The organism is Rickettsia canadensis str. McKiel (assembly GCF_000014345.1).
GTDB lineage: Bacteria > Pseudomonadota > Alphaproteobacteria > Rickettsiales > Rickettsiaceae > Rickettsia > Rickettsia canadensis.
The window spans coordinates 282060-297698 of sequence record NC_009879.1 but is presented as its reverse complement, the minus strand read 5'-3'; the positions used below and the strand labels follow the sequence as shown (position 1 = coordinate 297698).

The window sequence follows — 15639 nt, the reverse complement described above, 5'->3', positions numbered from 1 at the left end:
AGAAAAAATATCCGACGTCATCCCATGACTTGATCACGGGATGACAATTATGCAAAGAATACCGTCAATTATAACCTTTAGCTTTGATTAATATGCACGCTATGTTAGAATTTCCTTGAACTAAGGCAATATCTAATGGATATTGACACTTATAATTTAAAGTAGAAATTTTAATGCCGCGTATGACCAAAAATTTTGCTAAATAATAATTATCGTTATAAGTAGCAGCAGTTAGTAATGTTTCACCTAGTCTGCTCTTTTCTTGCAATATCGGATAAACATCAAGTAACGCACGCAGCCCAAAAAGATTGTTTCTATCCACTGCTCTAAAAGCATTATCTACTGCACCATAATAAGATAGGTTGGCATAAATATCTTTCTTTTTATTTATGTCATTATCATATTTAATAAAACTCTCTACAACTTTTCTTCTTTCGGCATTTACTATCCATTCTTCTTTCTTTTGGAATAGCCTTATATATGCATACATATCCATCTGCTCTAAAGTCGCTTGCTCCGTTAGTTTACCAAGGACTATATCATCATCAGGTAAAAGTAACATTTGCGTTTCATCTTTAACAAATTTTGTTGCCGATTCCAATGTTTCATTATTTATGTTATTATATTGTTCTTGCATCATAACATTTGGAGAGCTTACCGGTAGTGATTTCTCTTGATTATTTGTAGTTTGACTATTCTTAACTTGCATCTCTGAAGACTTACTTTGATTAGGATTCACTACAACAACAGGTATGAGCGGAGTATTCCAATCTTGTTTTTTCGGTATATTCGAGCTAGCCGTCAATGTCTCTTGCGAGTTATTTATATCTGCCGAAAAATTAGTGTCAGGGACTACTATAGGCGTAGTGCTAATAGCTGTATTTGTACTACTCGGCATTATAGGTTGTGTAGACGGTTGATCTGTAGGCATTGCTAGCGGTACAGGTACATTACTAGGTACTACCGGAGTTCCTACCAGAGGTACTATTGCCGGTATGGTACTTGGGTTAGTATCTTGGGTTACCGGTGTACTAACCGCAGGCAGAGAAATAGCAGGCATATTAGGTATAGACGATGTTGCAGGTGGTGCTATAGGTATTATGCTTTCTTGCGTTTTATGAACATCAGGAGGTGGATTAAGCAGAATATGCTTCTTATGCACAGCCAACAAATTGGTCGGTTTATATATTTGCACAGGCGGTGATGGAGGTACTACATAGCTTCCGGGACGAGCCAGAGGTATAGATACCATCGGTCTTGGTATGTTGTTACGAGTTATAATATTGGAAGCTAGATTTTCATCATGTACATTAGCAGCAATTTCAGCATCACGCATTTCATCACTTGTAGCACTAGGTAACTTTGTACTCCCAATATCTATAAAAGTCTCAGCTATTTCTGACTCACTAGGTTCTTGTTGCATAACTTGTATATCCGGTATGTTATCATAAGAAGCTAAATTTACACTACTTTCATGATTGGTATTTGTATACACATCATTATTACTTGCAGCACTAGGCAATACTACATTACTGATATCCATAAACGAATCAGCATGTTCATTTTCATTAGGCTCTTGTGAAAGCTTTGGTTCTTCTTGATCAGCTGTTTTAGTTTGTTCATTGGTTGATTTAGGAGATATATATTTCTTTTGTGGTTTACTAAAAAATTGCTTAAATTTATCAAAAATAGAAGTATCTGAATTATATCTAAACTCCTTGTCTTCGGTAGTAGCTACTTCGACATCAGGTAATGAGGGTGGTAATGTAGGAGGTACAGCATAACTTTGTCCTGTCATTAATAACAGCTTGATAAAAAATAATATCTTACATAATTTATTTAACATATAATTATTTATTAAATAATTTAGTTGATAATAGGATCGATGTCATTCCTGCGTAGGCTTGATTCGAGTAAAACCTATAAAAAACTTGTTTTGCTATAGGTTTATTTTTTTAAATATGCACCTATCTATATTAAGGTATTTTTCTGGATTCCCGCTTTCGCTGGAATGACATAATTACCCTACCGCTTACTATTCTGCACCAATTTCTTTATTTCAATCTCTACTAACTCTTTAACAAGTAAAGGTAGATTTTTATCGAGCCACAGTTTAAGTTCGGGTTTTAACATCTCAACAACTAATTCTTCAAGTGCATTTTTAGATGGAAAATTGTTATCCAGTTTTTTATCTTTAATAGTATCGGTAAAATTTTTCAAAATATCACCTATGGCCTCAGCAGATTTAGTGGATATTAACTTTTCTTCTTCAACTTGATTTACTATCTCTGTTAGCTCTAATATATCTTCATTCTCACTATCATTTCCGTGAATAGGATTTTTAGGTTCGTTAATTACTCCTTTGATCGATTTTAATATGTCTTCTATAGACATATCTTGGTTCTTCTTACTTTCTATACTCACGTTAGAAACCTATAAACATTTTCTTTTTAATAGTCTTAAACTCTTCTTCAGGACTAAAATATTTTACTTTAAGTTTTAAATTTTGAGCCGTTAGCTCTCCGGTTAACAATTTCATGTGATATGCCGCAAGTACTAAAGATTTATACGCATCTACACGAGTTATTTTCGCTTCATATAATTTTTCTTCAGCAGTTAAAACATCTAATATCGTTTTAGACCCGACTATTTCTTCTTGCACAGTACCATCATATGATATTTGAGCAGCGTCCACACCTTGATTAGCTGCAACAATACGTGATTTTGCTGCTTCAAATCCCTCCCACACACTTACAACCCATGCTTGGGTCTGCTTTATCGCACTATCAAGCTGAACTGCACTATTTCTTGTTTGATTCTGAGCCGATCTAATTCTCGAATATTGAGCTCCTCCTTCAGGATAAATAGGTATATTTACTGAAAGAGTAGTAGTAACACTTTTAGTGTTTATATTTTGTACAACTGGATCTTGCGGATTATAGTGAGTTCTACCAGATTGCAACTTTACGCTTACTTGCGGCAATAATTTTCCTTTTGCTGCCATTTCTGAGGCTTTAGCAGAAGTCACATTATGCCTTGCCGAATCAATATCAGGATTTAACTTAGCAGCTTTTTTTGTTAACTCATCTAATGAAGCAGGTAACATTTTAGGTAAATCAGGCATAGTTATATTAGTTGGTGCTATTCCGAATACTCTAATAAAATTTGCTTTTTTTCCTTGAAAATCAGCATAAGCAGCTAGCTTATTCGTTTCTGCCGCTGCAAGCCCTGCTCTTGCAGTAGCTATATCTATTGCTGTTGCTTCTCCAAGCCTTAATTTTTCTTCAACAGTATTAACTTGTTGTATGTTAGTACGGACCCTACTTTCGGAAATATCATATTTCTCTTTGCTCTCAAAACAATCAAGATAAACAGTTATTAAATTGAATAATACTTTTTGTTCGCCAGCATAATATTCGCCTCGTGATGCTCTAAATCCTGCTTGAGCAGCTTTAAGAGCTGCAACACTAGAACCACCATTAAATAATGATTGCTCAATTGTGAATGCACCTTGATCACTATCTGTTTCCCTTAGGATAAGACCAAGTCTATCTGCATATTTTTTATTATATTTATTTTTAGTATTATTTCTATTAATCTGTAATCCGGCACTAGGCATAAACTCTGCAAAAGCTCGTGGAAAACTCTCAATTGAGTTCAGAAATTTAATTCTCGCAGCTTTCAGCTCCTCATTATTCTTATACCCTTCAGTTAAAGCTTCCTGCAAATCAACAGAAGTAGCTGAACTAGTGAGTAATAATATAACAATAAATGTAGTTAATTTACGCATAAATTTTTTGAATAATTGATAATATGTTAGTTAGAGTAGTTTAATCTTGTGAGAATACCCCAATAAAACAACATAAATCTATTGTAGCAAGTTAGCACATAATATAACAAAAATTAATCTTAAGGGCAATGATAACTATTTTACATTTTATTTTATAATTATAAAGCTTTCAAATTAACATTTGATAATAAACTAATAAATTTTATGTTTATAATTGATTTTTCTTGCTTCAGTGGATTAACAATCAATCACTTTCATCTGAGAGATGAAAGTTTGTCTATAGCGACTAGAAGTCGCTGAATCAAGCTAAAGCTTATTCCAGTCTTATATTAGTAGTCATTACTGGTTCATGAGCATCAGTATGTCTATTAATATATTCATTAATCATGTCATCAGTCACATTACCACTAGTCGCACTAAAGTATTCTCTTACCACCCATAAATGTCTACCCCAATACTTTTTTCTTAATATTGGAAATTCTTCTTGTATTTTTTTTTGATGATCTCCCTTTGGCTTTTTGCACAAATTCACTCACTTTAATATGAGGTGGTATATTGGCAAATATATGTATATGATCGCTTGATATTACTCCATTTTCTATTTTAACATTGAGTTCTTCTACAACTACTGCAATAATTTCTCTCACTCGCTTTTTGATGTCATAGGTTAATACCTTGTATCGATATTTTGTAATCCACACTATATGTGATATCGATGATAGTAAACGGTGCGTGATTTGTTGCTATATTGAGTCATGGGGCTTATGATGCTAACGCATCATGGCTCAACATGGCAAGCTAAAGCTTTCGCATCTGGAAGATGGAGGTTTTAACCAACCAAAGAGACTATAAAATTAGCAATAATAAATTCATCTTTTAAGCTATAAGTGATAATAGGTGGTTTACCGTCAACTTTAAAAATAAATGTAAAAGATTTAGAAGATCATTTATTTTATAATTTTACAAAATTCTTTAAATGAATTATCTCACACTAAAAATATCGATGTAGAAACAATAGAAAAAATTTTTAATGGGACAATTAACTACTCTATCCACGGCACACTTGAGTAAGTATATCAAGAACAGTTAAAAACAAAAGATATCTTTTTATTTGACCGGATTATTATAGAAAAATGTTTCAACGTTTTAGAACAAGCTTTAAAATTTCAGCAAGAATTAGATAAACTCTATCTTGGAGCTTATAAACAAATTAGAAAATCATTAGAAAATATGTTAATGTTAGTCAGGTTATATCAACTCAAATGCCGATTCTTGGGATATTTATCCAAACAAGCAGAATATTTGAAAAATAAATAATCTTATTGACTCTAACAAGATATTGCCAAAAGTAACAAAATTGCATAATGATAAAAGAAACGAGATAAGAAATTAAAGGCAATAAAAATCTTAAAAAGATATACAAAAGCTGAGAAAGTTGCCACAATTTTAGAAATATCAAAAGAACGGCCTCGAAAAATTATTGAAATAGCAAATAAAAATCCTAATAATAAAGCTTCCCTAGAGAATGTTGTATAGGTTGTTAAATATATACCAAAAAGTTAAAGATAAAGTAGAAGAAAACATAGTAGAACTAAAAAGTAATATTAAAATTGCAATGCCGAAAGATATAAATATTGACAAATTAAATCCCGTAAAGAATACTATTATCAATATAATCTCAATGAAACTAAAACAGAATTATTAAAAGTATTAAAATCCAAAAGCTTCTTTTGCTGCAAAGATAGAATCCTTATTTATGTAAAGCAGTGGCAAAAGCTACAGAAATTGCAAGTAATGTAAAAAATAGTAGGAATTAATACCCGGCAGTAAGAGGGACTTGGCAATGTTATAAGTTGAGCAATAAAAACTAACTTATTACCGTTTCCGGTCTTAGCAGTTGTAAAGTTAGCTCCTGATATAGCTAGCTTAGTTAATATTAGGTGAAGCAGTGCTTATCATGCTTTCTAAAACACAAAATTTAACTCAACAACAAGGAAGAGCAAATAGTGTCTAATTCTCATATTCATATTTTAATTACCATAGGTTGCTTAGCATTAATAGTAATATTTTTAATGTATAAAAAAATAGCAGCACGTAAAAAAAATATATTACCTACTAAAGGAAGTAATGTTGATAATACCAAAAATGTTGCTCTTAATAGTAAAAAACCAAAGAATAAAAAGCTAACATTACAAGAAAGAATAGAATTATCTTGGAAATTTCTTTATGATATCACAGAAATTATTTTAAATAAATTCTCTAAAGAAGATGTGATTCAAGTGAATAAATGTGGTCAGATTTTACTTGAAAACGGTGTTAGATATGAACATGTAGTCGACCTTGCAATCCCTCAAGCCAAATCTCATACCCAAACAGTTGAACAAGAACAGTCTAAAGGTAAAAAAGCTTTAGGGGTATAATATACTTCTTTGCTTTGGAGAGCAGTATTTTATACTCCTCTTCAAAGCAGGTTTAAAATATTGAGTAACCAAGATGAAAGACAATTTCTGCTTTTATTACAAATTCAATTATGTTTTTATCTTTATACTTATTATTATTTTTAGGCATTTATTCCTAAATATTCATCTTTTTTAGTCATACACTCCAATTAAGTTAAATTATAAAAGGCAGCATTCCTAGCGAAATAGGTAAATTTTATTTAAAAAATGTCAAATATATATCTTGTTACTATATCGTTTAATAAAAGTAAGTAATTCTTATTCAAGAATTACGATACAGCTTGGCATTTACTTTGGCAATTTGCAGCTTCTTCGTATAAAAATGGAAATATATTAAATAAAAATTTTTAACCCAACCACAAATAGTTTGGTACTTTATAGTGTAATTCCTAATAAAGATACTTTATATGATTCACATTTTGTCATAATGCATTAGAAACAAAAAATAAATTAAAGCAACTAGGCATAATAACCAATTATAAGATAACAGCTAACTATATCAATAAAACGGTGTTTACTGATATAGTTAGCTGTTATCTTAGTAAACACCGCTTTATATAGAAGAAAATATTGAAAATGCAAAATTCTCTATTTATACCGTATGTCATAGTCAAAAACTTATGAAGAGTAGCTTGTATTACCTAACTGATAAAGGGAAATATCTACGTTTATATATAATAAATGATAAAGATCCTTATCTTGAAGAAGATATTACTGCTTGGAAAAATGATTATGCAGCGTCTTACAACTTATAGTTTTCAAGCTATAAAATTAGAACCATTAATGGAAACACAATTATCAAAAGAAGGAAGAAAAATTAGTAAGCAAATACAAAAATGTTTGAAAAAGAAAGTTTTCTATAGCAGAACCGGTATCAGGAAACTCATATGTACGTTCTAATTATTCAAATTGTCCATCTTGTGAAAAAGATTGGCAATTAAAAACAATATTTCATAGAATATTTGATTATAAATGTAACAAATGCCTTTTATTAGGTTATAGTTATTTTTGTTTCATAGAATTAGGATACCTTACATTATACACCAGTTAAAATAAGACTCAAACACATCCGTTACAGACAATTGCGATCCATCGTCTTTGCCCACCACTTAGTTTTACACCCCTCACCGACAATGGTGTTATATTTTGCTGTTCAACTATCAATAAATTCATGGCTATTCGCAGCTCTTGCAACACTTTTTATTTCCTTTTGCTTGGCATTCTCTTTTGCATACCAAATATTCTCGCCGATTGAGCGATGCAAAAGTATAATATCTTAAAGAATTATATCGTATCTCTTAGTTAGAGGAAGTATCATAAAAGCTTTGGTTACCAATTATAATATCTCCGATTCAAGCTTTAAAATTTTTCAACAATAATTCAATCAAAGTAGATTTACCACCGCCTGAATACACCATACAATAGCCACTTGCTACCTTCTTTATAAGCAAAGGATATTTCTTTACCTTTAGAAATCTTTAATTCAGCTAAATTTTCTTTATCTATGTTATCTTGCGAAATTTGCATGATTGTAAAGACAGAATAAACAACGGCCACCACATCTTCCAAAAGGTCTTTAACTCTGATAGTAGCATGTCAAGAATTTTCAACAAATAGCAACGTTAGAAAAATAATAAAAACTATATCCCCAATACCAATATCACCTAGATTACATAGGTAAATTACATATACAAATACTCCTATTAAATATCCCAAATATACTAAAGTTCAGTATTATAGAGATAATGCGATCATATATAATATTTAATTTTAATCGCTAAATTGTGTACGTTGAGGTAATAATCGTCTATTTTATTTAATTCTCACTATTTTGTTGCAAATGCAAAAATAGTAAAGATGTTGCTAATACAATCAGCTACCATACCAAATAAATTATACTAAACATCTTGCATCATTTGCTCCATTTTGACAAGTTTGGTAAAAAGCCATAATGCAAGTGTCATACTGGAAAATAATGTACTAAGTATAGTTTGATATAATTTATATTCAATTGCTTGATACATTTTATAATAAAAATTAGCTAATACGTATAGTGTAAATTAAAACAGTGATTACTTCATGTTGAGCAAAATCGTGAACATGCTAAGCCCTAGTCAAGTATAAATTGTGCCATTTAAACATACTATCGGTTTATAACTTTGGACAAACGTAATTTGTTCATTTTGTGTAAATAAATCAAGTAAAAGCTTTATAGTTATTAGTTAATATATAATAGGGTGTGCCAAAAATCATGATCAGATATAAATATATGGCTTTATAACAGCCCATAAAAAAGAAATGGGATTAGTTGTAATTTTCACATCAGTTGAAGAAATATTGGTCAAATTGAGCAAACTTCTCTGTATGAATACCCAAGCCATCATTATGAACCGGCATTGTTGCGTGGATCAGTCTCTAGCAATTCTTTTTTTAGGTAATTCCAAATTTCATATATACTACGAGTAAATGAAGAGTCGGTAGACAAGTATACATTTTTTTCTTAAAGATACTTACTATTCTCTTCGCTAATTAATGTTATTAACTGTTTGACCGATAATACTTGCTGGTCAGTAGTTCCGAGTCTTCTAATTGTTACTTGTTTATTTTCTTTTTCCTTCTTACCGATTATAGCAATTAGTGGTACTTTGTGATTAGAAAACTCACGAATTTTATAATTAATTTTATCAGGTGAGATATTAATATCTGTTCTTACACCATTATCAATTAAAGCTTTTTGTACTGCTAAAGCGTAATCGTTTAAATCGCTTGTAATTGTTGCAATAGCAACTTGTACTGGTGCAAGCCATAACGGGAAACACCCCGCATACTCTTCTATCAATATACCGATAAAACGCTCAAGTGAACCAAGTATTGCCCTATGCAGCATTACAGGTCTTTTCTTTTCACCGCTTGCTGCAACATAGCTAGCATCAAGTTGCTCCAGCAATACAAAATCCATCTGAAGCGTACCGCATTGCCATTGCCGCCCTATCGCATCTGTTAATACAAACTCAAGCTTTGGACCGTAAAATGCACCCTCACCCGGGTTTAGCGTATAAGTAAACCCTGCTTTTTCTACTGCTTCTTTCAAAGCATTCTCGGCCTTATCCCAAACTTCATCACTGCCTGCACGAATTTCAGGGCGATCAGAAAACTTTACCTTTATATCGGTAAAGCCGAAATCCTTATAAACTTCCGTCAGTAATTTACAAAAACTAACTGTCTCATCAGTAATTTGTTCCTCTGCACAAAATATATGAGCATCATCTTGTACTAAGCTCCGTACTCTCATTAAACCGTGCAATGCACCAGATGCCTCATTACGGTGACACAATCCAAACTCTGACATACGAAGCGGTAAATCACGATAGCTCTTAATACCTTGTTTGAAAATCTGCACATGGCAAGGACAATTCATCGGTTTTAACGCTAATATCTTGTTATCAGCCTCTAAGGCAAACATATTGTCACGGAATTTCTCCCAATGTCCTGAAGCTTCCCAAAGGCGCTTATCAACTAAAACAGGAGTCTTAACCTCAGTATAACCATTCTTACGAATTTTTTTTCTGATATATTGCTCAACTATATTATATATACTCCAGCCTTTATCATGCCAAAATACCATACCTTGAGCTTCTTCTTGAAAGTGAAATAAATCAAGCTCACGCCCAAGCTTTCTATGGTCACGTTTCTCAGCTTCTTCAAGCATAAAAAGGTAATGATCTAGCTGCTCTTTTGTAGCCCAAGCAGTACCATATATACGCTGTAATACTTGATTACGACTATCACCTCGCCAATAGCTGCCAGCAACTTTCATCAGCTTAAAATACTTAACAAACCCTGTAGATGGAGCATGCGGTCCTCGGCATAAATCAATAAAATTACCTTGCCTGTATAAAGTAATCGGCTCATCCGTTGGTATTGAAGCAATAATTTCGGCTTTATAATGCTCTCCTATTGACCTAAAAAATTCTATAGCTTTATCCCTATTCCATAATTCTCTTGTTACTTTCTCATTTTTCTTGGCAAGTTCTTGCATTTTAGCTTCTATAACAGCTAAATCATCGACAGTAAAAGGCTTATCACGAGCAAAATCGTAATAATAACCGTTTTCAATTGCAGGACCGATCGTTACTTGAGTTTCAGGAAACAGCTCTTTTACAGCCTCAGCAGTTAAATGAGCTGCATCGTGCCTTATTATCTCAAGACATTCAGGATCTTTTGCAGTTAAAATACGAAGCTTGCAATTATTTTCAATTACAGTACTTAAGTCTTTAAGCTCGCCGTTTATTTCAGCAACTATTGCTTGTTTTGCAAGTGACATTGAAATTGCATTTGCTACTTCATAGATGGTCATGCCTTTTTCAAATTGTCTTACACTACCATCGGATAAGGAAATATTTATCATTTTGTATTCTAAACTTTTTCTAGCTTTCCACTTTATTGGATGTTACCGATATGGCTCTTGAAAAGTCTGCTTGTCTGTCATACCGTAGTTTGACCACGGTATCCAGCAATACAATTTAAAATGCTAATAATTATTTTAGTATTTTAGGCTGGACCCCTTGATCAAGTCACGGATGACAACTTTGATTTCTTGAACCAGACAACACTTTAAATTATTTACCGACAACTTGTTTTCTTTCTTGATCTATTTGAGCCATAGCATTTATAAACTCTAATACTCTTGCATCACTAAAAATCTGATCTATAGTTTTATCGTTAATAGTTAACCCATCATCTTTACCTTTTATATCAACTATTAGAGATTCACCGTCTTGTAATTCAGAATTTTTACTAAAAGCTTCTATTACCCTAAAGCCGTATTGCTCTATTACTGAAGATTGTTTTCCTAAATTTAAAGCAAATTCCTTAGAATCTTCTATTTTATTAAGCACCGGTATAATAGCATTATTAGTATAATGTACAAAATTATTTATAAACGCATTTGGATCCGATAATTTTATTACGCTTTCTAGATTCAGAGGATTATCTAAATTAGGCATATCAATATCAATAGCAAAATTAAAATCATCCATTACAAGATTAGTTTTACCAGATAATTTTTTTTCTTCGGGATCAAATTCACCTTTTAGATTAAATTTGACATTATTTATTTTTGCAAAAACCGCCATTATTTTCTCTCCATCTTCTTGAGTAATAGGGCTACTTAGTTTAAAAACTTTATCTAACTCAGCTCTTTTATTTAAACCATTGCTAAAGTAACGTCCTAAAGCTTCAACTGCCGTCTTTTGATATATCTCCGAAGGTTCTATAGTAGATTTAATATTTAAAGCAAAATCAAAAATTTTATTTTTTTCTACATTTAATTTATATAAATTACTTTTTACTTTTCCTTTTCTCTCAATATCACACGCAAATAAAAACGGCTTACCTTTTACTAATTCGCCTAATATTTGCATAAAAATAGCATGTACATTCTCATCTTGCTTTTGATCTAGAGAAAAGTTTTGAATTAATAGTTTTCCAAGAGCTACTAGCTCATTGCTATATTTAAGCTTTAGTTGACCTTTATAAGTAGTTGGCACATCTAATACATCCAAGTATCCTACATCATATTCAAATGAGTCAAAAGGAGCTTCCTCTCCTATTTTATCTCTTAAAAATTTAAAAACTTTATCAGATAAATTTTTACTATAGTTTTCAGAAATAAATGAAACAACAGTTTTTCCATCTAAAGTTAATAAATTAAGATTATCCGATGTTTTAGTATTAGTAATTACAGAATTACTAATGCTTTCTGCTAATTTTTCTGCATCCCTAGCACTATATAGAGTTGATTTTCTATCACTCATACTTAATTTCCAATAATCAGGTAATCTATTAAATAAAGATTTTCTAAACCAAATTGTTGTATGATGATCAGGAGAATAAAAAATATTTTCTCCATCCTTAGCAGTAGTAATTTTTACATTATTTCCGTAAGAATCAATTTTTGTAATATTCAAAAACGGTACGTGTCTAATAACTATCTCATCGTAATAAAAATCTATAGGTTTTAACATTACTTTATTTAAAGTAACACTAAAGCTATATTTATTAACTTTTATTGAATCATAAGTTATATATTCTTCATATTTATCAAGAATAGAGATAATATTCTCTTTACTTTGAGATGCAAATTTATAGGCAGCATATCCCCACCCTACTAAGATTAGTACTAAAAAGCTTATTATAATAAATCGTATTTTCATCTTTTCTACTGTAAAAAATTATTAAAACCTAAAATGCCGCGCGTGGATAAGCCTTACGATGTCACCCTGTGGTTTGACCACGGGATCCAGGCTTTATTTTACTTTTTTCTGAATGCTGTGATCAAGTCATAGCATGACATCAAAGCGTTCTTCAAGTTCAAAATAGCACATGCCGCTTAAAAAATATATTTATTTTTCTTTTAAACGCTCGGCTATTAGCTGATATGATTCAAAAACTTTACTAGGTTCGTTTTCAAGCAATTCAAATCCTAATTTCTCATTACTGTTAATGTGCCATAATCTACAATTATCTGGACTAATTTCATCAGTTAACATAATGATAGATTCTTCACCATTAAACACACGCCCAAATTCTAATTTACACTCAACAAGCCGAATTCCAACACCAATAAATAAGCCGCTTAGAAAATCATATATATGCAAAGCTTGCTCTTTTACCGCTGTAATTTCATCCCTAGTTAACCAACCAAAATTTAATATTTGATACTCATTAACTATCGGATATTTAAATTCACGACTTCGGACCTTAAAATCCATAATTGGCTTATCAAATACATATCCTTCATCCAGCCCAAATTCTTTTACAAATCTACCGCATGCTACCGATGATATTATTACTTGTATCGGAAAAACCTCGACATATTGAATTAATTGCTCCCTCATATTTATTTTTTCAATAAAATGATTTGCAATGCCGATCATTTCCAGTTTATCCATTAGAAAAGAGGAAATATTATTATTCAGTACCCCTTTACCTGATATATCAACAGTCTTGCCAGTTTCTAAAATAGCCTTATCAGAAAAAGCCATTATAAGTAAAAAATCTTCTTCGGCAGAATATAAGATTTTACTCGAACCTTCATATAATTTTTTTTTCATTTATTTATCTTAAAATTCATAATAAAGAATACTGGGACCAATAATTGCCGATGTAGTAGTACCACTAAATATTTTATTTGCCGTATTAATAATATCATCAGCTTTTATGTTCGTAATAATTTCCATAATCTCTTCAGGTGAAATATATTTACCGAAAGCTGCATAATGTTTCCCTATTTCTTCTGATTTATAAGCTACTTTTTCTTGTGCCATCAACAAATTACTTCGTAGCTGCGTTTTAGCTCTAATCATCTCTTCTTCATTAACTTTTTCAGTCATCTTGGTTATTTCATTTTTCAGCTCTTTGCATAATAATTCCAATTTATCATGTGCGGTACTTGCATAAATAGTAAATACTCCGCTATCAATATATGTACTATTATAACTACCGACTGCATATGCAAGCCCTAGCCTTTCACGAATATGCTGGAATAAACGTGAAGACATACCACCGCCGAATATTATAGCAAATAACTGTGTTCGGTAAAGTCTTTCTAAATTAATATATGGCGTTCCTTCAAAACCCAATATTAAAGTAGTTTGTGCCAAATCCTTTTTGATAAAGCTATTACCTCCTATATATTTTGCAGGTAAAAAACTACTTTTTATGCCTTGCTTCAAAGAAGAAAATAATTGCTCTGCAGTACACACTATTTTATTATGATCAACATTCCCAGCCACCGATAAATACAAATTTCTAGCATTATAATGTTTATCTATAAAACTTAAAAAATGTTCTTTAGTAAAACTAGCCAGTGTTTTGCTCGTTCCAAGAATCGATTTACCGAGCGGCTGATCCTTATAAACGCTACTATAAAACTTCTCATATATTAAATCATCAGGGTTATCTTGGCTATGGGCTATTTCCTGTAATATCACCTGATATTCCTTAACTATATCTTCTTCAGAAAAAATAGAATTTTGTATTATATCGGCCAGTATATTAAGTGCTTTATTACAATTTTCAGATAATACTCGTGCATAATATACTGTTTTTTCATGACCTGTATAAGCGTTAAAATGACCACCTATCTCGTCAAATTCTTCGGCTATTTGTTTTGCTGTTCTTGTTTTAGTACCTTTAAAAGCCATATGCTCAAGAAAATGAGAAATTCCCTCTTCTTCAGGATTTTCATAACGGCTTCCGACTTTAACAATTAAATTTATCGCTACCGAATTAACATAAGGCATATTATATGTTAAAATTGTCAAACCGTTTTTTAATGTACTAACGTGAAAATTTTCTTTCATAATTATTTTTTGTTTTGTCTCTTAATTTTGCAAGACGCAAAAATCTTGCAAATGCAAAAATCATTGAATCTACAAACCCGTCAAAACCAAATACAAAATATCGTCTGATAAAAAATGCTTTTAAAAACCACCATAACATTTCAGTTGCTATTCGGATATTTGAAACTTTTTTATCTTGCACCATTAAATCTTTTGCCTGCTCACTAGAATAAAAATTTGCTTTAGTTACCAACTGCTCAATTGAAATACCTGAATAATGATAAGCAGGTTCGTTTAACAAATAAACTTTATTTGTAAAATCAACATCTTTATTAAATACTACTGAATCATGAGTAGTACTATTTACGTTATTTGCAAAACTGGCAAACTTTTTATTATATAACCGGATACATTTATTAAATGGAGCAAACATCCGTGGCTTTCGGTCATCACGATGCATTATTAAAAGCTTTATTTTATAGGCTAAATAATGATCTTGATTTCCGGACACAAAAATATACTCTATTTCATCTTGTAAATCTTTAGACAGCTCCTCATCAGCATCAATATTAAGAATCCAATCATGTATACAAAGACTTTCAGCAAAAGATTTCTGCCCTACATAACCAAGCCACGGTTTTATCACCACTGTTGCCCCTAATTCTTCAGCTATACTAACCGTACCATCACTACTTTCACTATCTACTACTACCACTTCATCAACAATATTTTTTACGCTATTTATAGCTCTTGCGATCCTTGCCGCTTCATTTTTAGTAATAATAAATGCTGAGATTTTTGTCATATACTTACACAAGTCATTACAAGAAAATTAAGCCTTGTTATATGGATCAAAAAATGTATTCAGTGTCATTCCGTAGCTTAACCACGGAATCCATAACAACAACTAAAAATACTAATAATCTTAGTATTTTTAACTAGACCCCGTAGTCAAGCCACGGAGTGACAACAAAAAATCAAACCTATACTATCATCTTAAACACTAATTTAACTATATATGTTAAAAGTAATGTGGATAATAACC

At 31.4% G+C, this 15639-nt stretch carries 13 protein-coding genes and 1 pseudogene; 4 read left to right on the top strand and 10 right to left on the bottom strand.

Translation table 11 applies throughout. The features are described from left to right. Positions 1–64: 64 nt before the first annotated feature. From A1E_RS01205 to tnpA, 4 genes and pseudogenes are all read right to left on the bottom strand, one after another. Entirely contained in the window at positions 65–1846 is a 1782-nt protein-coding gene (locus tag A1E_RS01205; protein WP_012148406.1) for an ankyrin repeat domain-containing protein, read from the bottom strand. A 179-nt stretch (positions 1847–2025) separates the two neighbouring features. Next, a complete protein-coding gene (locus A1E_RS01200) occupies positions 2026–2424 on the bottom strand; it encodes a DUF2497 domain-containing protein (RefSeq protein ID WP_041405226.1) in 399 nt (132 codons plus the stop codon). A gap of 1 nt (position 2425) precedes the next feature. After that, the gene (locus A1E_RS01195; protein ID WP_012148404.1) at positions 2426–3790 is read right to left on the bottom strand and encodes a TolC family protein; all 1365 of its coding nucleotides are present in this window, start codon (positions 3788–3790) and stop codon (positions 2426–2428) included. 313 nt (positions 3791–4103) lie between these two features. Further along, positions 4104–4547 (bottom strand): annotated as a pseudogene (gene tnpA / locus A1E_RS07545) (IS200/IS605 family transposase). A gap of 780 nt (positions 4548–5327) precedes the next feature. On the opposite strand from tnpA, the gene A1E_RS06745 reads away from it, so the two are divergent. From A1E_RS06745 to A1E_RS07395, 4 genes are all read left to right on the top strand, one after another. Then, positions 5328–5495, top strand: coding sequence for a hypothetical protein (locus A1E_RS06745; RefSeq protein ID WP_012148401.1), 168 nt, complete (start codon positions 5328–5330; stop codon positions 5493–5495). A gap of 301 nt (positions 5496–5796) precedes the next feature. Further along, on the top strand, positions 5797–6210 hold the full coding sequence (locus A1E_RS01180; RefSeq protein ID WP_012148400.1) for a DUF2660 domain-containing protein: 414 nt from the start codon (positions 5797–5799) through the stop codon (positions 6208–6210). A 659-nt stretch (positions 6211–6869) separates the two neighbouring features. Then, a complete protein-coding gene (locus A1E_RS07065) occupies positions 6870–7004 on the top strand; it encodes a hypothetical protein (protein WP_269146061.1) in 135 nt (44 codons plus the stop codon). 104 nt (positions 7005–7108) lie between these two features. Beyond that, positions 7109–7300: a DUF2310 family Zn-ribbon-containing protein gene (locus A1E_RS07395; protein WP_231259272.1), complete on the top strand. Its 192-nt coding sequence runs from the start codon at positions 7109–7111 to the stop codon at positions 7298–7300. Between the two features lie 344 nt (positions 7301–7644). Here A1E_RS07395 and A1E_RS06435 read toward each other — a convergent pair whose 3' ends face one another. The 6 genes from A1E_RS06435 to A1E_RS01150 form a co-directional block, all read right to left on the bottom strand. Next, on the bottom strand, positions 7645–7818 hold the full coding sequence (locus A1E_RS06435) for a hypothetical protein (protein ID WP_196792446.1): 174 nt from the start codon (positions 7816–7818) through the stop codon (positions 7645–7647). Positions 7819–8749: 931 nt separating this feature from the next. Then, positions 8750–10657, bottom strand: a complete 1908-nt coding sequence (gene thrS, locus A1E_RS01170; protein ID WP_012148397.1) for a threonine--tRNA ligase — start codon at positions 10655–10657, stop codon at positions 8750–8752. A 211-nt stretch (positions 10658–10868) separates the two neighbouring features. Then, the gene (locus tag A1E_RS01165; protein WP_012148396.1) at positions 10869–12464 is read right to left on the bottom strand and encodes a hypothetical protein; all 1596 of its coding nucleotides are present in this window, start codon (positions 12462–12464) and stop codon (positions 10869–10871) included. A gap of 189 nt (positions 12465–12653) precedes the next feature. Next, positions 12654–13364, bottom strand: coding sequence for a phosphoribosylaminoimidazolesuccinocarboxamide synthase (locus A1E_RS01160; RefSeq protein ID WP_001911859.1), 711 nt, complete (start codon positions 13362–13364; stop codon positions 12654–12656). Between the two features lie 9 nt (positions 13365–13373). Then, positions 13374–14615, bottom strand: a complete 1242-nt coding sequence (locus tag A1E_RS01155; protein WP_012148395.1) for a M16 family metallopeptidase — start codon at positions 14613–14615, stop codon at positions 13374–13376. Next, the gene (locus A1E_RS01150; RefSeq protein ID WP_041405224.1) at positions 14593–15411 is read right to left on the bottom strand and encodes a glycosyltransferase family 2 protein; all 819 of its coding nucleotides are present in this window, start codon (positions 15409–15411) and stop codon (positions 14593–14595) included. Before A1E_RS01150 ends, A1E_RS01155 begins: the two co-directional genes overlap by 23 nt. Between the last annotated feature and the right edge of the window lie 228 nt (positions 15412–15639).